Raw genomic sequence first — 19,281 nt, 5'->3', positions numbered from 1 at the left:
GCTCCATCCTGCCCGCCCTAGACTGCCGGGGTGACCGAGGAGGAGCGGGTGGCGGCGCGGCGCGGGCCGACCTGGCTGATCCTCGTGGCGGTCGCCGCCGCGCTCGCGATCTGCTGCTGCTCGTCCGTGATCGGCCTGGCGGTCGCCGGGTCCACCGGCCTGCTCGGTCGCTGACCCGCCGGCTCAGGTGCTGCGCAGTTCCTCCACCGACGTGGCGGAGCGCAGGAGGAACAGGCCGGCCACGACCGTGACCAGCACCGCCGCCAGCGCGCCCGCCGCAAACCACGCCAACTGCTCCCACGGTACGTCCGGCGTCTGCTCGTAGCCGCCGCCGCTGGGCGCGGGCATCAGGCCGGCGATCAGCAGGTAGCCGACGGTCAGCGCGAGCCCGATCGCCGGCACGGCCGGGGCGAGCGCCGCCCAGAGCAGCGAGCGGCCGATCACGGCGCGGGGCACCCCGGTGGCCACCTGCGCCGCGTACGCCCGACGCCGGCTGGTGATGCCCTCGACCACGGCCACCAGCAGCCCGCCGCCGGCGATCACCACCGCCACCACGACCGCCAGGTCGACCAGGTCCATCGCGCCGAGGTAGAAACCCGGGTCGGACAGGCCGCCGCCGGTGCGGCGGGCCAGCTCGGCCTCGGCCTGGAAGTCGGCCCGCACGCCGGCGGCACCGGCGCCGAAGATCAGCGCGGCCAGCAGCGCGGCGAACGTGCGGCTGCCGGCCCACGGGTCGACGGTCAGCCGGCGCGCGGCGAGCAGCGCGGCCGGGCCACGCCCGTGGCGGTGCAGCATCCGCCCGGTGGTGTACGAGATCCAGCCGGTGCCGGACACCACGCCGATCATGGCGATGAGTGAGCCTGTCATCACCAGCGTCGGTACCAGCCAGCCGGGCTCCACGGCGCCGCGCCGCCCGTACCAGAGCAGGAGCGGGCGGATCGCGGCGAACAGTGCGAGCGCGACCAGGATGAGCACGCCCGGCCACGGCCAGGGCGCCCGCGTGCGGACCCGGCGCACCACGCCGAACGGCGTGGCGGTGACCCGGCGCAGCAGCAGTGCGCTGACCAGCGCGGCGACCAGCGGCAGGCCTATCACGACGGCGGCCACCGCCACCGGGGCCGGACGCACGTCGGTGGGCAGCGGCAGCCGGCCGGCGGCGTCGGGCCGGTGCAGCAGCCGGCGGCCGACCGTGAACACGGCCAGGCCGGTGACGGTGCCGAGCAGGCTCGCCACCCCGGTCTCGGCGACCGCGAGGCGGGTGACCTGCCCGGGGGTGGCGCCGGCCAGCCGGAGCGCGGCCAGCCGTCGGTCGCGCCCGGGCGCGCCGAGGCGGGCGCACTGGCCGGCCAGCCCGAGCACCGGTACGCAGAGCAGCAGCAACGCGAACGCGACGCCGGGGCGCAGGCCCGGCTCGCGCAGCAGCGCGTTCGTGTACTGCTCGGACTGCGTCCACTCGTTCCCGGGCGGCTTCACCACCGCCAGCACGGTCAGCGCGGCCAGCCCGGCCAGCGTCGCCAGCGCGGCGCTCAGCGCGGTCAGCGCCACCCGTGCCCCGTCGGTGCGGGTGCCGGCCAGCGCGAGCCGCAGCAACGTGCCCGGCCTCACCGCGACCCGCCCGACAGCGCCGGGTCGAGGCCCAGCCCGGTGTGGTCGACCATGCCGTCGCGCAGGCTCACCTCCCGATCGGCGTACGCGGCGATCCGCGGCTCGTGGGTGACAAGCACGACCGTGGTGCGCTGCTCCCGGGCCAGCCGGACCAGTTGGGTGAGCACCTGTTCACCGGCGAGCGTGTCGAGCGCGCCGGTGGGCTCGTCGGCGAAGAGCACCCGAGGCTCGGTGACCAGGGCCCGGGACAACGCGCACCGCTGCTGCTGCCCGCCGGACATCTCACCCGGCCGGGCGTCGGCGACCTCGGCCACGCCGAGCCGTTCCAGCCAGGTGAGCGCCGCCGTCCGCGCCGCTCGCCGCCCCGTGCCGGCGAGGAGCAACGGAAGGGCGACGTTCTCCGCCGCGGTCAGCTCGGCGACGAGCTGGCCGAACTGGAACAGCACCCCGAACTCGGTGCGGCGCAGCCGGGAGCGGGCCGACTCCGACCACGTGTCGATCCGCTCGCCGCGCCAGGTGACCTGGCCGGCGTCGGGGCGCAGGATGCCGGCGAGGCAGTGCAGCAGCGTCGACTTGCCGCAGCCGCTGGGGCCGGTGACGGCGAGGATCTCCCCCTCGGCCACGTCGAGCGTCACGCCGCGCAGCGCCGGTGTCGGGCCGTACGCCCGCACCACGCCGCGCGCCTCCAGGAACGTCATGCGTGCACCTCCCGGTGCCAGTCGGCGACCCGGTCGAGGGTGGTGTGCAGCCACCGGAGATCCGCGTCGAGGTGGGCGATGGCGAAGTCGGCGGCGACCACGTCGTCGAGGTGCGCGGCGGGGGCCGTCTTGACCGCGGTCAGCTCACGCAGCCGCGCGGCGTGGGCCCGCCGCTGGGCGATCAGGTAGGCGCGGGCCTGGTCGGCGTCGGCCACCAGCAGCGCGACCACCACCTTGGCGAAGAGCGTGCTTGCCACGTACGGCATCGGTGGTTCGACGGTGGCCAGCCACGCGTCGAGCGTGGCCCGCCCGTCGTCGGTGAGCGCGTAGGCGGTGCGGTCCGGTCCGCCGTCGCGGGTGGGGCCGGCCGGGGCGACGAGGCCGTCCCGATGCAGCCTGGCCAGCGTCGCGTAGACCTGCCCGAAGGCGAGCGGCCGGGCCCGGGGCAGCCGCTCGTCGTGGGCGCGTTTCAGCTCGTAGCCGTGGCGCGGCCCGCCGGCGAGCAGGCCGAGCAGGACGTGCTGAGTGGACACGGCCTCACTATTCGCTTGGTGAATAGTGGTGTCAAGGGCGGACCCGTCGGTTCAGCGCGTCCAGGCCGGATCGCGCCCGGTCCGGCCGAGCAGCGCCGCCAGCGTGCCGGGCGCCGCGTCGGTCGGCACCGGCATGCCGAACGCGCCCATCCGTTGGCCCATGTCGCCCATCCGGTCCATGAACTCGTGCCCGGCCGCCACCACCGACGGATCCACCGCGTACTCCTGACCGACGGCCCGCGCCAGGTCCCAGCCGTGCACGGTGAGGTCGATCAGCCCCATCAGACCGACCGTCTCCTGCGGCAGCCCCATGCCCGGCGAGACGCCCTCCAACGCGGCCGGGTCCGACCACGCCTCGGTCAGCCGCGCCGCCTCCGTCGCGAACCGGTCCCGCCAGCCGTCGACCAGGTGGTCGGTCTTGCCCGACCAGTCGACCTCCTCCCGCCGGGCCATCGCCTGAAAGTTGACCACCACGTCGAACAGGTGGTTGAGCAGGTGACGCACCGTGTAGTCGGGGCACGGGGTGGGGCGGTCGAGCTGGTCGTCGGCGATGCCGCGCACCACGGCAGTCGTGCCCGGCGCGGCCACCGCCAGCAGCTCACTAGTCTTCGTGGTCATAGGGCCAGCGTATGAGGACGGTCTTGAAGAATTGCGACACGAACCGCGACGGGACAGCCGGGGGATCCTCGATCCCGGCCGGCTGCTGCGGCAGGTCCGGTTCCGGCGCCGGCTGCCCGATCCGTCGTTGCGACCATGGGTGGAGCACTACTGGTTGATCGACTGGGACCTGGCCGAGCCGTTCGTCCAGCGGGTCGTGCCGCACCCGGCGGTCAACGTGGTGTTCCAGGCGCAGGACGGCGCGGCCGAGCACGGCGAGATCGCCGGCGTCGGCGCCGGCCTGTTCACGGTCACGCTGCGCGGCGCGGGGCGGGTCACCGGCGTCCAGTTCCGCCCCGGCGGCTTCCGCCCGTTCTGGCGACGCCCGGTGGCCGAGCTGACCGGTCGCCGCATCCCACTCGCCGCACCCGACCTGTCCGCCGTACCCGGGCCGGTGTGCCCGGGCGACGACGACGAGCGGTGCCGCCGACTGGACGACCTGCTGACCGCCTGGGCGCCGGTGCCGGACCCGGCCGCCGCCGAGGCCACCGCGCTGGTCGAGGAGATCCGCGCCGACCGCAGCGTGCTCCGGGTGGCCGACTTCGCCCGGCGGCACGCCATCTCCGCCCGCCGACTCCAGCGGCTCTTCCTGGACCACGTCGGCGTCGGCCCGAAGTGGGTGATCCGCCGCTACCGGCTCCAGGAGGCGATCGAGCAGGCCACCGCCGGCCCGTTGGACTGGTCGCGGGTCGCCGCCGACCTGGGGTACGCCGACCAGGCGCACCTGGTCCGCGACTTCACCGCCGTCGCCGGCGTCTCCCCCGCCGCCTACGCCCGCTCCCTGACCGCCGCACCCCACACCTGACCCTCCCCCTCCCCCTCCCCGCCCCTCTCCCCCCAAACCCCCTCCGTCGTGATCAAGGAGTTTGTGTCAAAGTCGATCTCCACGATGACGCAAACCCCTTGATCACCGGCCAGGGCCAATGCGCGCGAGCGGTGGTCATGGAATGGCGGCACGGGCGATCGTCGACATCCCGGCCGACCCGTGAAGGGCTGCGCTGACACACCCATGCCGTTCCACCCGTGGGCGGCGCAGCGCACGAGTGGAACGCTATGGGTGCCTCCCGCACCCTGGCTCCATCGCCCTACCCACGGCCTACACATCACACCTGCTCAAGCGCCTGATGCGTGGGTGGCTGCAAAGCAAAGGCGGCGCGAGATGATGCCTTCAGCCCACCCGAGACAAATACGAAGAGTAGCGACAGTTGACGCCAAGGAGTGCGGTGAAAGAGCGTCAGCGGCGGCGGACCGCGACCACGGCGACGTCGTCGTTGATCTCCGGCGGGGCCAACTCGGTCAGCAGCCGCTGGCAGAACTGGTCGAGGTCGTCGTCCACCCGGGCGGCCACCACGCCGAGCGCGGCCATGCCGTCGTCGATGGTGGCGTCCCGCCGCTCGATCAGCCCGTCGGTGTAGAGGACGAGCGTGGCCCCGGCCGGCAACACGAACTCCAGATCGGGCGGGCGGGGCGCGCGCACGCCGAGCAGCGGCGCCGTCTGCGACACGAACTCGACCCGCCCGTCCCGGCTGAGCAGCGCCGGCAGGTGCCCGGCGCTGGCCAACCTGATCAACCCGGTGCCCGGATGCAGCAGCAGCACGCAGATGGTGGCCAGCTCGGTCGGCAGCAGCGTACGCATCAGCTCGTTGACCCGGTCCAGGATCACACCCGGCTGGTGTCCCTCGACCGCGTACGCCCGCACCGCGTGCCGCAGCTCGGCCATCACGGTGGCGGCGTGCAGCGAGTGCCCGGCCACGTCGCCGATCGCCACCAGCAGGTGCCCGTCGAGCATCACCAGCTCGTAGAAGTCCCCGCCCACCTCGGTCTGCGCGCTCGCCGGCTCGTAGCGGACCGCCAGGTCCAGGCCGGCGACCTCGGGCAGCCGTCGGGGCAGCAGGCTGCGCTGGAGCGTCACCGCGATCCGGTGCTCCTCGTCGAACGAGCGCTGCGCCTCCACCGCCGAGGCGACGGCCTGGGCGAGCTGCACCAACACCGGCGTACGCACGGTCTGGGTCGACGTGGGCACCACCACGTAGAGCGGCGCCCGGTCCTCCCGCAGCCGGGAGGCGGCCACGGTCACCGTGTCGCCGGCCGGCCAGTCGGTGAGCGGCCAGTTGCCCGGCTGGTCCACCCACACCCGGGTGCCGATCGGTACGCCGGTGTCGTCCACCACCCACGGCACGATCCCGGCCGGCGTGTGCGGGTCGGCGGCCACCCCGGCCAGGCAGTCCCCGTCGAACGTCTCGGCGACCACCGCCGCCGGCCCCCGGAAGATCCGCGCCGCGCCGGACGCGGCGGCCTCCAGCAGCCGGACGAAGTTCGGCGACGCGTGCATCTCCACCGTCGCGTCCGCGAGCGCGGCCAGCCGTTCGGCGAGTTGCTCGGCCCGCCGCCGGGCCTGGTAGTAGCGCAGCACAGCGTGCGCGGTGGCGACCAGTTCCTCCGGCTCGATCGGCTCGGCCAGGTAGGCGTCCGCGCCCCGGGTCAGCCCCTGCGCCCGGTCGACCACGTCCACCGCGTGCGCGGAGACGTGGATGACCGGCACCGACGGGTACGTCTCCTTGATCCGCTCGCAGACCTCGAAGCCGCTCATGTCCGGCAGCCGGACGTCGAGCACCACCAGATCGACCGGTTCCCCGGCCACCCGCTCCAGCGCCGCGGTGCCGTTCTCCGCCTCCACGGTCGTGAACCCGGCCCGATTGAGCCAGTTCACCAGCAGGTACCGCTTCGGGCCGCTGTCGTCGACCACCAGCACCGTCGCCGGCCCGCCGTCCACCGTCACACTCCGCCCACGGGCAGGACCACGGTGAATGTGCTGCCCCGGCCCGGTGCGCTTGCCAGTTCCAGCGTCCCGCCCAGCAACGTGACAAGCCGCCGCGCGTAGGGCAGGCCGAGGCCGGTGCCGCCGACCCGGGTGGTGCCCGGCACCTGGTAGAACTCCTCGAAGATCCGTTCGTGCAACTCCGGCGGGATGCCGACCCCGGTGTCGGTGACCGTGAGCGACCACGCCTCGTCGCGGCGTTCGGCGCGCAACCGCACCTCGCCCCGCTCGGTGAACTTCAGGCCGTTGTGCAGCAGGTTCCGCAGCACCTGGGCGAGCAGCACCTCGTCCGAGCGGAGCGTGGCCGGAGTGGGCGGCTCCTCGACCACCAGCTCCACCTCCGGCCGGGTGGCCAACGCCCGCAGCGTGCCGCGGAGCTGCCCGAACACCGCGCGCAGGTCGACCTCGGACCAGTCCGGCTCGATCCGGCCCGACTCGGCCTTGGCCAGGTCGAGCAGCTCGTTCACCAGGGTCAGCAGGTCACCGGCGGAGGAACGGATCAACCCCACCTGGCGGGCCTGCTCACCGGTGAGCGGGTCGGAAGCGGAATCGGCAAGCAGGCGCCCCAGGCCGATGATCGCGGTGACCGGAGCGCGCAACTCGTGGCTGACGTTGGCCAGGAACCGGCTCTTCGACTCGCTGGCGGCCCGCAGTTGGGCCGACTTCTCGTCCAGCTCGGCGTAGAGCGCCACCACGCCGCGGTTGGTCTCCTCCAGCTCCTCGGTGAGCTGGTTGTAGAGCGCCATCACGCCCCGGTTGGTCTCCGCCAGCTCGGAGTTGAGCACCGCCAACTCGTCCCGCTGGGTGCGCACCTCGTCGAGCGCGGCGATGAGCTGGGCGTTCTGTGCGGCCAACTCGTCCACCGCGGAACCCGGAGCGCGCTCGGCCAGCTCGGCACGGATCCGAGCGGCGCGTTCCGGGGTCAGCTCCGCGGCGTGATCCGGTACTCGTCGGGACATCCTCACGACGGTATCGCCCTCAATCGTGATCGCCTGCAATGAGTCCACCAGACGCGCAACCGCGCCGGACTGCGGCTCGTACCGGCCGTCGGGGAGCGGGCGGACCGGCGACAGGTCCACCCGGAGTCGGGCCCGGCCGGTGGTGACGTCCCGGTCGACGGCGAACGCGATGTCCGCGCCGCCGACGCCGCGCAGCAGCTCCCGGGCCACCTCGCTGAGCGCGGTGGCGATCCGGACCTGATCCTGGTGCTCCAGCCCGACGGCGGAGGCCACCTCCCGGCCGCGCTGACGGACCAGGAAGATGTCCTGCTCGACCCGGAGCGCCAGGTGCAGCAGCGGCTCACTCATGCCGTGCCAACCGGGCATGCGCTCACGGCCCTCGCTCCGCTCGGTGCGTTCACTCATGCCGTGCTGGCCGGGCATGCGCTCACGGCCCTCGCTCCGCTCGGTGCGTTCACTCATGCCGTGCCAACCGGGCGACCAGGACGCAGGCGTCGTCACGGCGGGTACCGGCGTCCCGGAGCAGGGTCGCGGCGGCAAGCAACGGCGGACGGCCGGCCAACCCGGAATAGTCGTCCAGGTCCCAGCGGTCCACCACGCCGTCGCTGTGCATCACGAGCGTCGCGCCGGACGGGAACGGATAGTCGTACCCCCGGATGGCCGGACGTTGATGACCGGCGATGCCCGGCAGCGAGACCAGGCCGCGCCGCCGCTCGCCGGTGGCCACGATCATGGCGGCGATGTTGCCGAGGCCGGCGTAGTGGAGCGTGCCGCTGCGGGGATCCGGCTCGGCCACCGCGAGCGCCGCGCCGCGGGTGTGCGAGATGGCGGCGTGCAGATGACGCACCACGACCTCCGGCGGGCCGGCCGGCGCCGAACGGAACGCGGCGACCGCGGCCCCGGTGGCGGCGGCGGCCAGCGGCCCGTGCCCCAGCCCGTCGCAGACCAACACCTGCCGCCGGCCGTCGGCCATCCGGACCGCGTACCCGTCGCCGCTGTCCTGCTCGCCGGTGATCGGCCGGGCCAGCCCGCCGGCCCAGTCCGGCTCGGGCGGCGGCCCGTCCCAGACCTGGACGGTGAGAACGGTGCCGCGGCCGGGGCGCGAGTAGCCGTCGAAGCGACTCGACTGCCGGGCGATCGCGCCGAGGCCGATGCCGAGCGTGCCGACGGTGGAATGCCCGTCGGCCGACGAGAGCGTGAGGTCGGCCATGCCGGGACCGGAGTCGATGGCCACCAGCTCCACCCCGGCCCGCCCGTCCCGGCGCGCGGGACGCATCAGCAGAGCGCCCTCGCGGGCGTGCTTGACCAGGTTGCTGGTGATCTCGGCGGTGACGATGGCCAGGTCCGCGACGCGCGACGCGCCCAGTTCGAGCTGCCGACCGAGTCGCTCGGCCGCCCGGCGTACGCCACCTGCGGTCGCGCCGTTGTCCACCCGGAACCAGACACCGTGGTCGGGGACCACGTCGGCGATCATCGGGACCACTTGGTGACGGTGATCGCCGTACCCTCGCCGACGGCGGTCTTGATGTCGAAGTCGTCGACGAGCCGGCGGGCGCCGCTGAGCCCGAGGCCCAGCCCACCGCCGGTGGTGTAGCCGTCGGTGAGGGCCAGGTCCAGGTCGGGGATGCCCGGGCCCTGGTCGGCGAAGACGATGCGGACGCCGCGGCGACGGCCGTCGGAGACGGTGGTGACCTCGGCGCTGCCCCCGCCGCCGTAGATCAGCGTGTTGCGGGCCAGCTCGCTGGCGGCGGTGACCAGCTTGGTCTGGTCGACCAGGGAGAGCCGGACCGCCACGGCGGTGGTACGCACCAACTGCCGGACCCGCACCACGTCCTCGTCGCTACGGATCGCCTGCGTCGCCGGCACCCCCAGGTCGAGGCCGGTGGTCATGGCGTCGCCGTCGTCTCGTCGCCCTCGTCGTCGTCGAACACCACGTCCCGGTCGTCGGCCCGGGTCGTCGCGATCAGCTCCATGCCCCGCTCGACGTTCAGCGCGGTACGGATGCCGTTGAGCGACAACCCCAACTCGACCAGGGTGATGGCGACGGCGGGACGCATCCCGACCACCACCGTCTCGGCGTCCAGCACCTTGGAGATGGACGCGATGGTGGAGAGCATCCGGCCGACGAAGGAGTCGACGATGTCCAGCGCCGTGATGTCGATGATGACGCCGTGGCAACCGGTGGCGACGATCCGCTCGGCCAGGTCCTCCTGGAGCTGGATCGCCGTCTGGTCGGACATGTCGACCTGGATGGAGACCAGCAGGATGTCGCCGATCTTGAGGATCGGCACCCGCTCCATCACGCCTCCCGGCGGGCGCGGCGGGAGGTGGTCTCGACCCCGTTCAGGCGCAGCACGTGACGGAGGGCGTCGGCCAGGCTCGCCTTGGTGGCGATGTCACCGAACTCGATGCCGAGGGCGACGATCGTCTGGGCGATCTGCGGCCGGATGCCGGAGATGATGCAGTCGGCGCCCATCAGCCGGGCGGCCACCACGGTCTTGAGGATGTGCTGGGCGACCTGGGTGTCCACCGCCGGCACGCCGGTGATGTCGATGATCGCGTACGGCGAGCCGGTGTCGACCAGGGTCTGGAGCAGCCGCTCCATCACCACCTGGGCGCGGGCCGAGTCGAGCGTGCCGACCAGCGGGACGGCGACCACGCCCTCCCACAGCTTGACCACCGGCGTGGAGAGCTCCAGCAGTTGCTCCGCCTGGTCGGCGATGAGGCTCTCCCGGGCCCGGACGAACGTCTCGAAGGTGAACAGCCCCATCTGGTCGATGAGCGCGGAGAAGGCGACGAAGTCCCGCAGCAGGGTGTCGCTCTTCTCCTCCTCCATCAGGTCCAGCAGGGCGTCCTTGAGCGCGAACACGCTGATCGCGGTCTCGGTGGCGCTGAACCCCTGGCGGGCCCGGCTGGTCGAGATCTCCGCGAGCACCGCCCGCAGCTCCCCGCCGTGCTCGTCGGCCAGGTCACCGAGACCCTGCCGGCCGACGTCGGTGACGGCGCGGTGCAGCTCCTGCACCTGGCGGGCCAGTTCGGCCCGGCTCAGCCGGCCGCGCAACGAAGCGGCAATGATTTCGATCCAACGGTTGGTCAACCGGTCCGCGTGCTGACTCAGCAGGTCGGCGAGCCGACCACCCTGTTCCCCGCTCAACGCCATGCTGACCTCCCAGATCTGGACGGGCGGACTCTATCACCGGGGGTTGTGGCACTACTTGCCACGGGACAAAGAAATGATCGACGGCACCTGTGTCCGCTCCCGTTCTGCACGGCGCGGTCATCGTGGGATACCGTTCCACCGAACACAGGAGGTCGACGAATGTCCCTGACGGTGCACACGGAACAGCGCGGCGACGTGGTCGTGGTGTCGGTCGCGGGCGAGCTGGACATGGCCACCGCACCGCAGCTCCAGGACCAGATCACGGACCTGCTGGACAAGGGGCGCAACCGCCTCGTGTTCGACCTGGCCGAGGTGTCGTTCTGCGACTCGACCGGGCTGTCGGTGTTCGTCCGCGCCAAGAACAGCTGCGACGAGGCCGGCGGCGTGGTCCGGCTGGCCGCCCCGCAGCGCGGGGTGCTGCGCATCCTCGAGGTCAGTGGTTTGGTCGAGGTGCTGCACACCTACCCGACGGTGGACGAAGCCGTCGCGGGCGAACCCACCCCGGCCTCCTCCTGACCGATTCCGCTCAGCGCTCGTCCTCGATGTAGCGGGGACGGGCGATCACCATGCCCGCGATCGTCTGCACGGCGAGCGCCACCAGCAGGAAGCCGATCGGGGCGGTCCAGCCGCCGGTCGCCCCGTAGAGGATGCCGACCAGCAGCGGGCCGAGCGCGGCGATGACGTACCCGGTGCTCTGCGCGAACGCGGAGAGCGCCACGGTGCCCTCGGGGGTCCGGGCGCGCAGCCCGATCGTGGTCAGGATGAGCGGGAACGCGCCCTGGCCGAGCGCGAGCAGCAGCACCCAGAGCGGCGCCAGGCCGCGCGGCGCGAGCGCCAGCCCGACGTACGCGACGGTGGAGAACGCGGTCAGCCCGAGCACCAGCGGACGCAGGGTGGCCAGCCGGCCGGCCAGGGTGGGCATCATCAGCGCCACCGGCACGCCCAGCGCGGTCACGCCGGCGAGCAGCAGGCCGGCGGCCTCGGGCCGGTAGCCGGCGTCGCGGAAGAGCTGGGCCAGCCAACCCATGATCGCGTACCCGCTGAGCGACTGCGCGCCGAAGTAGACCGCCATGGCCCAGCCGAGCCGGGTCCGCTCCGGGCGTACCCGCGCCGGTGCGGCGACCACCGCCGTCGGGGCCGCGGACCGGTCCGCGGCCCGCCGCGCGGCGCGCGCCCGCAGCGCCAGCGGCACCCAGGGGACCACTGCCAGCGCGGCCAGCCCCGCCCACACACCGAGCCCGGCCCGCCAGGAGCCGAAGGCGTGGGCCACCGGCACGGCGGAGGCGGCGGCCACCGTCGTGCCCACCGTCAGGGCCATCGTGTACGCGCCGGTGACCAGCCCGGTGCGGTGCGGGAAGTGCTGCTTGACGAGCATCGGCAGCAGGATGTTCGCCACCGCGATGCCGGCCAGCGCGAGTGCGCTGGTGAGCACGAAGACGGCGGCCGAGCCGGTGGCCGCGCGCAGCACCTGCCCGGCGGTCAACGCGATCATGGCCAGCACCAGCACCCGGGGCGCGGCCCAGCGGCGGACCAGCCACGGGGTGAGCGCGCCGAGTCCGGCGAACGCGACGGTGGGCAGCGTGGTGACCACGCCGGCCATGGCGCCGGAGAGGCCAAGCCCGACCCGGATCTCGTCGAGCAACGCGCCGAGGCTGGTCACCGCGGCGCGTAGGTTCACGGCGACGAGCAGCATCCCGACCAGCACCAGCAGGCCGCCCCGCGCCGGACCGACGGCGGGGGTCGGGGTGGTCGCCGGGGTCGCACCGGCCACCGACCCGAGGGTGACGTCGGCGGTGGGCGCGATCGCGGCGGGCGTGGCTGGCGGCGTCATGACGTTCAACCTACAATCATGGGATGAATTTGTGCAGCAGGTGTAACCGGTGACACCCACCGCGGATTCCGCCGCCGTGCCACCGCGCGGCCACCGGGTCCGGCAGACCATCGAGCAGCTCCGCGCCCGGATCCTGGGCGGCGAGTGGCCGGTGGGCGGGCGCATCCCCACCGAGCCGCAGCTCGTCGCCGCGCTCGGCGTGGGGCGGAACACGGTCCGCGAGGCGGTCCGCGCGCTTGTGCACGCCGGCGTGCTGGAGTGCCGGCAGGGCTCCGGCACCTACGTGGTGTCGACCGACGAGCTGGCGCCGGTGGTGGCCCGCCGGTTCGCCGACGACCGGATGGCCGAGGTGATCGAGGTCCGGCGCGCGTTCGAGGTGGAGGCCGCCCGGCTGGCCGCGCTGCGGCGTACCCCCGAGGACCTGGCCGCGCTCGACGGCGCGCTCGCCACCCGGGAGGCCGCCTGGCGCTCCGGCCGGGTGGACGAGTTCGTGGAGGCGGACGCCGCGCTGCACACGGCGGTGGTGGCCGCCGCGCACAACGCCATGCTCGCCGAGCTGTACGCCTCGGTCGGCGCCGCGCTGCGCAGCACCGTCGCCCAGGCCATGGGTACGGCGTTGACCGACGAGCGGTACGTCGACCACGGTCGACTCGTCGAGGCGATCCGGGCCGGCGACCCGGCGCGGGCAGCGATCGAAGCGGGTGCTTTTCTCGAGGGGCCCGCCGGGGCATAGGGTCTGCCGGACCGGACTCGGACAGCACGGGAGTGCGAATGCTCAAGGGCTTCAAAGACTTCATCATGCGCGGCAACGTCGTCGACCTCGCGGTCGGTGTCGTCATCGGCGCCGCGTTCACAGGCGTGGTCACACAGCTGACCAAGTCGTTCCTGGAACCGCTGGTGCGGGTGGTCATCGTGTTGATCACCGGCAAGAAGGACGGGCTCACCGGCTCGACTCCCATGTTCCGGGGCATCCCGTTCGACTGGGTGGCCTTCGTCAACGCGGTGATCACGTTCCTGCTCACCGCGGCGGCGCTGTACTTCCTGGTCGTCTACCCGATGAACCGGCTCGCCGAGCGGCGCAAGCGCGGCGAGGAGCCGCCGCCCGCGGCCCCCAGCGAGGAGGTCAAGCTGCTCACCGAGATCCGCGACGCGCTCGTCGCCGGCGGCCCGGGCACGCCCGCCCAGCGTGGCGCGCTCGACGACGTGCTGGGCCGCCGGCAGGAGCCGCCGGCCCCGCGCTGACGCCCATAGCCGATCGGCCCCCGTGGAGATTCCGCGGGGGCCGACCCGAATCGAACACATGTTCGATAGAGTCCGGGGCATGGAGCAGCGCAAACACTTGTGGAACGGGAAATGGGGGCGGCTCGCCAGGCGGGACGTCTTCCTCCGGGTGGACGGCGACCGCTGGCACGTGGAGCAACGCGCCGGTGGCGCCGAAGGGGTGTCCCGCTTCTACGAGCACGCCAGCGTCGACGAGGCCGAGGAGACGATCCGGGCGCTGCTCGACGGGCCGGACACCTGGCGCGAGCTGTCGCCCCGCCCGCCGGGCGGCTGGACTCCGTCCGTTTAGCGCCTGCGGTCCGTTTAGCGCCCGCGCGCCCCGGGAACCGCTTCGGCATGAGCCAGCAGCAGGACACCGTCTCCCGGGTCACCACCGGCATGCGGGTGGTCGACTCCACAGGCGTCGAGGTCGGCACCGTCGATCTCGTCCAGCGGGGCGACGCCGCCGCCGTGACCGTGGAGGCGCCCGCTCCGGTCGACCCGGGCAGCAGCCTCGACGAGCTGATCGAGTCGGCCGCCGTCGAGGAGCCGGACGTACCGGCCGACCTGGCCGCCCGGCTGCTGCGCGAGGGCTACCTGAAGGTCTCCACCGAGCTTGCCGACACCGGCGCGGTCTACGTGCTGGCCGACCGGATCGCGGCCGTGGCCGACGGCGCGGTCCGCCTCACCGTCCCGGTCGCGGAGCTTCCCGCCGAGGAGTGATTGCGCGGAGTGGTGACGATGAATGTCCACCACGCCCGACACTCGGCGGCGGCGTTCCCGGTCCGCGCGCCTCACCCCAGCCGGCGGACAAGGGCATGACGGCACGGCTCCTAGAAACTTGATGACGTGAATGCATCACGGCCAGCGAGTCATCCACGTCATCAAGTTTGTAGCCGGTTCGAGCCCGTGCTGCCATCGCTGAGCACAGGGGCGAGCGGTCGAGGGCCGACGCCGCGAGCGCCGGCTCGAAGCAAGCCCTGAGGCGAACCAGCCGGAGACCCCGGGACCGGCGATCTCAGGACTGCTGGGAGGCCGGAAGGTCCGCGCCCACCCCGCGCCGGTCGGCTGGTGCCGGGGCGGTCGGGGCCGGGGCGGTCGGGGCCGGGGCGGTCGGGACCGGGGCGGTCGGGCGGCGGAAGAGCAGCAGCATCAGCCAGCCGGCGACCAGGCCCCAGAACGCGCCGCCGATGCCGAGCAGGGTGACCCCGGACGCGGTGACCACGAGCGTGACCACGGCAGCCTCCCGCGCGTCCGGCTGGGCGACCGCCGCCGACACCGCGCCGGCCAGCGCCGCGATCAGGGCGAGCCCGGCCACCGCCTCGACGAGCACCGGCGGGGAGAGCAGCACCAGGGCGGTGGCCGCGCCGGCGCCGAGGCCGAGCAGGGCCAGGCCGATACCGGCGGTGACCGAGGCGATCCAGCGTCGGTCCGGGTCGGGGTGGGCGTCCGGGCCGGCGGCGAGCGCTGCGGTGATCGCGGCCAGGTTCACCGCGTGCGCGCCGGTCGGCGCGCCGAGCACGGTGGCGAGGCCGGTGACCCGCAGCGCGGAGCCCAGCGGGGCGCGGTAGCCGTAGCCGGCGAGCACTGCGGTGCCGGGCACGTTCTGCGCGGCCATGGTGACCAGGAACAGCGGCAGCGCGAGCCCGACGATCGCGGGCAGCGTCCAGGCCGGCGTGGTCAGGGCGATCACGGGTGCGGCGTCCAGCCGGGCCGGCCCGGTGGTGGTGAGCGCGATCGCCACCACGGCCACGGCGAGCGCGCCGGGCACCGCCCAGCGGCGGGCGAACCGGTGCAGCAGCACCCAGACGAGCACCACCGGCCCGGCCAGCCGGGGCACCTCCACCAGGGCGCGCACCGGTGCGGTGCAGAGCGGCAGCAGCACCCCGGCGAGCATGGCGGAGGCGAGCGGGGTGGGGATCGCGGCGACCGCCCGTCCGAGCGCGGGGATCAGCCCGGCGGCGACGATCAGCAGGCCGGTGAGCAGGAAGGCCCCGACCGCGGCGGGCCAGCCGCCGGGGACCGGCCCGGTGGCCACGAGCAGCGCCGCGCCCGGCGTGGACCAGGCGATGGCGAGCGGCATCCGGTGTCGCAGGCCGAGCCAGAGGGCGCAGGCGCCGCTTGCCACGCAGAGCGTGAGCAGGCCGGAGGCGGCCTGTGCGGGGTCGGCGCCGACCGCGCGCAGGCCGGCCAGGACGACGGTGAACGAGCTGGCGAAGCCGACCAGGGCGGTCACCACGCCGGCCAGCACGGGTTGGAGTCGACCGACCATGCTTCTCCCTCCGGGCGTTCCGTTTACGGAACGACGCCATGTAGCACGATAGCCCCATGGACGTCGGCCCACGGATCCGCGCCCTCCGGATGGAACGGGGCATCTCCCTGTCCGAGCTGGCCCGGTTGGCCGGCGTCGGGAAGGCCACGCTCTCCGGCCTGGAGAACGGCGTCCGCAACCCCACCCTGGAGACGCTGTACGCGATCACCGCGCAGCTCGGCGTTCCGCTCACCGCCGTGCTGTCCGATCCCGAACAGACGCCGACCGTACGCGGGACCGCGGTCGGCGCCACGCTGCTGGAGGTGTTCCACGACCGCGACGCGACCTACGAGCTGTACCGGATGCGGGTCAGCCCGGGGCCGACGCAGCTCTCCCCCGCCCACCAGGCCGGCGTCACCGAACACGTGACCGTCTTCTCCGGCGTGCTCCGCGCCGGCCCGGTGGACGCCCCACTCACCGCCGGCCCGGGCGAATACCTGCGCTGGACCTCCGACGTGCCGCACGGCTACGCCGCGGTCGGCGACGAGCAGGTCCGGGCCAGCCTGCTGCTGCGCTATCCACGTCCGTCCGGTAAGGACAATTGACACATACCCGGGATGTAAGCGGATGACATTTCTTTCCCCCGACCCGGCAGCGTGTAGAGACGCGGAGCCGTTCTTCTTGGCAAGCTTGTCCCATGACGCTCATCCTCCGCTCGGCCATCCTCAACGACGTCGGCCTCGTTCGGACCAACAACGAGGATTCCGCCCTCGCCGGTGACCGCCTGGTGGCGGTCGCCGACGGCATGGGCGGCCTCCCGGCCGGCGAGGTGGCCAGCGAGATCGTCATCCGGATCCTGGACGAGCTGACCCCGCCCACAAGCGCCGACGAGGCGGCCGACGCGCTGCGCGCCGTGGTCAGCACCGCCAACCAGCGCATCCGCGCGGCCATCACGGTGGACCCCACCCGCGACGGCATGGGTACGACGCTTACCGCCGCCCTGCTGGCCGGCGACACCCTGGTCCTCGCCCAGGTCGGCGACTCCCGCTGCTATCTGCTGCGCGACCATGAGCTGACCCAGCTCACCCGGGACGACACGTTCGTGCAGGCGCTCGTCGACCAGGGTGCGCTCTCCCGCGACCAGGCCCGGCACCACCCGCAGCGCTCGCTGGTGACCCGCGCGGTGCAGGGCTCCGACGCGCCGCCCGCGGTCGGCGCGCTCACCGTCTTTCCCGGTGACCGGCTGCTGCTGTGCAGCGACGGCCTCTCCGACTACGTGGAGGACGCCGCCATCGCCGGGGCGCTCGCCACCTACGGCGACCGGCAGCAGTGCGGCGAGCAGTTGGTGAAGCTGGCCCACCAGGCCGGCGCGCCGGACAACGTCACCGTGGTCATCTCCGACGTCACCGAGGCCTGATCCCGGTCCCATTCAGGTTGCGGCCCCCGCCCGGGCGCGTTGGGATGAACGGATGCACATTCGCCGGCTGGCCTCCGAGGACCGCCTGACCACCAGCTTCCCGCTGCAGGCGTATGCGTTCGAGGCCTCGCCGCTGACGGCGTCCCGGACCGACGAGTTCCGGGCGTACCTGCCGTACAACGCGGGGAACACGACGCTCGTGGTCGAGGAGGACGGCGTCACCACGGCGGCCGTGTCGGCGATCCCGATGCGGCAGAACCTGCGCGGCGCGGTGCTGCCGATGGCCGGCGTCGCCGGGGTGGCCACCCATCCACTGGCCCGCCGGCGCGGGCACGTCCGGACGCTGATGCACCAGGTCCTCGACGGGATGCGCGACGAGGGGCACCAGCTCAGCGCGCTGCACCCGTTCCGCGCCTCGTTCTACGAGCGCTTCGGCTACGCCGGGCTGCCCCGGCGGCGTACCGCGGTGTTCACCCCGACGGACCTGGCGCCGCTGCTGCGCGCCGAGTTGCCCGACGAGCTGGTCTGGGAGCGGATCGGTGAAGGCTACCCACGGTGGCGCGCCTACACCGAACGGTGCCTGCGCGAGTGGCACGGCTTCGCGGTCTTCCCCGACTTCCGCGCCGTCGGGCTGCGCGAGCGGGACGACCGCTGGCTGCTCAGTGTGGTACGCGGCGGCGAGACGGTCGGCGCGGTCACCTACCGGATCGACGACCACGCCGGCACGCTGTTCGCCGACGACCTGCTCTTCGACGACCCGTACGCCCGGGCTTCGCTGTTGCAGTTCTTCGCCCGGCACGTCGACCAGGTGGCCCGGGTCAGTGTCCAGTTGCCGCCCGGCGAGCTGCCCGAGCTGTGGCTCACCGACCTGGACGTGCACGTGGAGGCCCGGGTGGCCCGGCCCGACCCGACCGCGCCGATGGCCCGGCTGCTCAGCCTGGAGGCGCTCGCCGACCAGCCGGTCGGGGTCGGCCGGGTGCTCGTCGAACTGGTCGGCGACCGCTGGCTCGCCGGCCGCCACCTGCTCGACGGCACCACCGGCAAGCTGGCCGTGCTGCCGGCCGACACCGCCGCCGAGGGCAGCCTGCCGTGCGCGCGGCTCACCGCCGCCGGGCTCTCCGCCCTGGCGTACGGGGTGCTCGATCCGGCCGAGGTGGCCGTGCGCGGGCTGGGCGAGGTGCCGGTGGACGCGGCCACCGAGCTGCGCCGGCTCTTCCCCCGTGAGCTGCCCTACCTGTTCGCCGACTTCTGATCGGGTTGGCGGCATCGGGCCGGGGGTAGTGTCCGGCGCGTGCCGGAGTGGTTGGAAGCGGGACTCTGGGGGTTGCTCGCCGGGTCCGCCCTGTTGATCGGGGCGGCCGTCGGGTTCTTCGTGCGCGTACCGCGCCGGACGACCGCCTCGGTGATGGCGTTCGGGGCCGGCGTGCTGCTCTCCGCCGTCTCGTTCGAGCTGATCGACGAGGCGCACGAGCAGGGTGGTCTGCTGCCGGTGGCAATCGGCGCGGCGGCCGGCGCGCTCGCGTACACCGGGGCGAACGTGCTGCTGGCCCGGCACGGCGCCCGGCACCGCAAGCGCTCCGGCGACGAGCAGCCCTCCGAGCAGGAGCAGCCCGGCTCGGGCAACGCGATCGCGGTCGGCGCGCTGCTCGACGGCGTACCGGAATCGGTGGTGATCGGCACGAGCCTGCTGGCCGGCGGCCCGGTCAGCCTGGTCACGGTGATCGCGGTGTTCCTCAGCAACGTGCCCGAGGGGCTGTCCAGCGCCGCCGGCATGCGCCAGGCCGGGCGGACCCGGCGGTACGTCTTCGGGCTGTGGACGGCCATCGCGTTGATCTCCGGCGCCGCGTCGCTGGCCGGGTACACGCTGCTCGGCGGCGCCCCGCCGGAGGTGCTGGCCACCATCACCGCGCTGGCCGCCGGCGCGATCCTGGCGATGATCACCGACACCATGGTCCCGGAGGCGTTCGAGGACGCGCACCTGCTCGTCGGCCTGATCACCGTGCTCGGCTTCCTGGTCGCGTTCGCCCTGTCCCATACCTGACCAATGGACGGCGTTGGCCGGACGGATGATCGCGTTCGGTGACCGAGGTGG

General features: G+C 73.6%; 23 protein-coding genes. 11 read left to right on the top strand and 12 right to left on the bottom strand.

What is annotated here, in order from left to right; translation table 11 throughout:
* The first annotated feature begins 30 nt into the window (after positions 1–30).
* Positions 31–174, top strand: coding sequence for a hypothetical protein (locus O7613_RS27330; protein ID WP_281585515.1), 144 nt, complete (start codon positions 31–33; stop codon positions 172–174).
* Between the two features lie 9 nt (positions 175–183).
* Here the strand turns inward: O7613_RS27330 and O7613_RS27325 are convergent, their stop codons facing one another.
* The 4 genes from O7613_RS27325 to O7613_RS27310 are packed head-to-tail and all read right to left on the bottom strand — an operon-like array spanning position 184 to position 3,454.
* A complete protein-coding gene (locus tag O7613_RS27325; RefSeq protein ID WP_282290762.1) occupies positions 184–1,605 on the bottom strand; it encodes an FtsX-like permease family protein in 1,422 nt (473 codons plus the stop codon).
* Entirely contained in the window at positions 1,602–2,303 is a 702-nt protein-coding gene (locus O7613_RS27320; protein WP_281585517.1) for an ABC transporter ATP-binding protein, read from the bottom strand. The genes O7613_RS27325 and O7613_RS27320 overlap by 4 nt, the downstream gene beginning before the upstream one ends.
* Entirely contained in the window at positions 2,300–2,836 is a 537-nt protein-coding gene (locus O7613_RS27315; protein WP_282290761.1) for a PadR family transcriptional regulator, read from the bottom strand. Before O7613_RS27315 ends, O7613_RS27320 begins: the two co-directional genes overlap by 4 nt.
* A 51-nt stretch (positions 2,837–2,887) precedes the next feature.
* Entirely contained in the window at positions 2,888–3,454 is a 567-nt protein-coding gene (locus O7613_RS27310; protein ID WP_282290760.1) for a TIGR03086 family metal-binding protein, read from the bottom strand.
* 31 nt (positions 3,455–3,485) lie between these two features.
* Between O7613_RS27310 and O7613_RS27305 the strand changes: the two genes are divergently transcribed.
* Positions 3,486–4,298, top strand: a complete 813-nt coding sequence (locus O7613_RS27305) for an AraC family transcriptional regulator (protein WP_282290759.1) — start codon at positions 3,486–3,488, stop codon at positions 4,296–4,298.
* Positions 4,299–4,727: 429 nt separating this feature from the next.
* Here O7613_RS27305 and O7613_RS27300 read toward each other — a convergent pair whose 3' ends face one another.
* The 6 genes from O7613_RS27300 to O7613_RS27275 form a co-directional block, all read right to left on the bottom strand.
* Positions 4,728–6,266 (bottom strand): SpoIIE family protein phosphatase, encoded by a 1,539-nt coding sequence (locus O7613_RS27300; RefSeq protein ID WP_281585521.1) that lies wholly within the window; start codon positions 6,264–6,266, stop codon positions 4,728–4,730.
* A gap of 2 nt (positions 6,267–6,268) precedes the next feature.
* Positions 6,269–7,618 carry an ATP-binding protein gene (locus O7613_RS27295; RefSeq protein WP_282294629.1) on the bottom strand — a complete coding sequence of 450 codons (1,350 nt, stop codon included), beginning with the start codon at positions 7,616–7,618 and terminating at the stop codon, positions 6,269–6,271.
* Between the two features lie 106 nt (positions 7,619–7,724).
* Positions 7,725–8,744, bottom strand: a complete 1,020-nt coding sequence (locus tag O7613_RS27290) for a SpoIIE family protein phosphatase (RefSeq protein WP_282294628.1) — start codon at positions 8,742–8,744, stop codon at positions 7,725–7,727.
* Complete coding sequence (locus tag O7613_RS27285) at positions 8,741–9,160, bottom strand: ATP-binding protein (RefSeq protein ID WP_281585523.1); 420 nt, start codon at positions 9,158–9,160, stop codon at positions 8,741–8,743. Before O7613_RS27285 ends, O7613_RS27290 begins: the two co-directional genes overlap by 4 nt.
* On the bottom strand, positions 9,157–9,570 hold the full coding sequence (locus O7613_RS27280) for an STAS domain-containing protein (RefSeq protein ID WP_282290757.1): 414 nt from the start codon (positions 9,568–9,570) through the stop codon (positions 9,157–9,159). Before O7613_RS27280 ends, O7613_RS27285 begins: the two co-directional genes overlap by 4 nt.
* The gene (locus O7613_RS27275; protein WP_281585525.1) at positions 9,570–10,430 is read right to left on the bottom strand and encodes an STAS domain-containing protein; all 861 of its coding nucleotides are present in this window, start codon (positions 10,428–10,430) and stop codon (positions 9,570–9,572) included. The genes O7613_RS27280 and O7613_RS27275 overlap by 1 nt, the downstream gene beginning before the upstream one ends.
* A gap of 159 nt (positions 10,431–10,589) precedes the next feature.
* Here O7613_RS27275 and O7613_RS27270 point away from each other — a divergent pair, with 159 nt between their 5' ends.
* Complete coding sequence (locus O7613_RS27270) at positions 10,590–10,946, top strand: STAS domain-containing protein (protein ID WP_281585526.1); 357 nt, start codon at positions 10,590–10,592, stop codon at positions 10,944–10,946.
* 10 nt (positions 10,947–10,956) lie between these two features.
* Here the strand turns inward: O7613_RS27270 and O7613_RS27265 are convergent, their stop codons facing one another.
* Complete coding sequence (locus O7613_RS27265; RefSeq protein ID WP_282290756.1) at positions 10,957–12,261, bottom strand: MFS transporter; 1,305 nt, start codon at positions 12,259–12,261, stop codon at positions 10,957–10,959.
* 49 nt (positions 12,262–12,310) lie between these two features.
* Here O7613_RS27265 and O7613_RS27260 point away from each other — a divergent pair, with 49 nt between their 5' ends.
* The 4 genes from O7613_RS27260 (at position 12,311) to O7613_RS27245 (ending at position 14,244) form a co-directional block, all read left to right on the top strand.
* A complete protein-coding gene (locus tag O7613_RS27260; protein WP_281585528.1) occupies positions 12,311–12,994 on the top strand; it encodes a FadR/GntR family transcriptional regulator in 684 nt (227 codons plus the stop codon).
* A gap of 38 nt (positions 12,995–13,032) precedes the next feature.
* The gene (gene mscL / locus O7613_RS27255; protein WP_282290754.1) at positions 13,033–13,503 is read left to right on the top strand and encodes a large conductance mechanosensitive channel protein MscL; all 471 of its coding nucleotides are present in this window, start codon (positions 13,033–13,035) and stop codon (positions 13,501–13,503) included.
* Positions 13,504–13,582: 79 nt separating this feature from the next.
* On the top strand, positions 13,583–13,831 hold the full coding sequence (locus O7613_RS27250; protein ID WP_281585530.1) for a hypothetical protein: 249 nt from the start codon (positions 13,583–13,585) through the stop codon (positions 13,829–13,831).
* A gap of 47 nt (positions 13,832–13,878) precedes the next feature.
* Entirely contained in the window at positions 13,879–14,244 is a 366-nt protein-coding gene (locus O7613_RS27245) for a hypothetical protein (protein ID WP_281585531.1), read from the top strand.
* A gap of 295 nt (positions 14,245–14,539) precedes the next feature.
* On the opposite strand, the gene O7613_RS27240 is transcribed toward O7613_RS27245, so the two are convergent.
* Positions 14,540–15,793: a benzoate/H(+) symporter BenE family transporter gene (locus O7613_RS27240; RefSeq protein ID WP_282290751.1), complete on the bottom strand. Its 1,254-nt coding sequence runs from the start codon at positions 15,791–15,793 to the stop codon at positions 14,540–14,542.
* Positions 15,794–15,849: 56 nt separating this feature from the next.
* Between O7613_RS27240 and O7613_RS27235 the strand changes: the two genes are divergently transcribed.
* The 4 genes from O7613_RS27235 (at position 15,850) to O7613_RS27220 (ending at position 19,230) form a co-directional block, all read left to right on the top strand.
* Positions 15,850–16,377 carry an XRE family transcriptional regulator gene (locus O7613_RS27235; RefSeq protein WP_281585533.1) on the top strand — a complete coding sequence of 176 codons (528 nt, stop codon included), beginning with the start codon at positions 15,850–15,852 and terminating at the stop codon, positions 16,375–16,377.
* Between the two features lie 92 nt (positions 16,378–16,469).
* Positions 16,470–17,189, top strand: coding sequence for a protein phosphatase 2C domain-containing protein (locus tag O7613_RS27230; RefSeq protein ID WP_281585534.1), 720 nt, complete (start codon positions 16,470–16,472; stop codon positions 17,187–17,189).
* Positions 17,190–17,241: 52 nt separating this feature from the next.
* Positions 17,242–18,441 (top strand): GNAT family N-acetyltransferase, encoded by a 1,200-nt coding sequence (locus tag O7613_RS27225; RefSeq protein WP_282290749.1) that lies wholly within the window; start codon positions 17,242–17,244, stop codon positions 18,439–18,441.
* Positions 18,442–18,480: 39 nt separating this feature from the next.
* Complete coding sequence (locus O7613_RS27220) at positions 18,481–19,230, top strand: ZIP family metal transporter (RefSeq protein ID WP_282290747.1); 750 nt, start codon at positions 18,481–18,483, stop codon at positions 19,228–19,230.
* Positions 19,231–19,281: the final 51 nt, after the last annotated feature.

This window comes from Micromonospora sp. WMMD975, from assembly GCF_029581215.1.
Classification (GTDB): domain Bacteria; phylum Actinomycetota; class Actinomycetes; order Mycobacteriales; family Micromonosporaceae; genus Micromonospora.
This window is presented reverse-complemented; position numbering and strand designations above follow the sequence as displayed.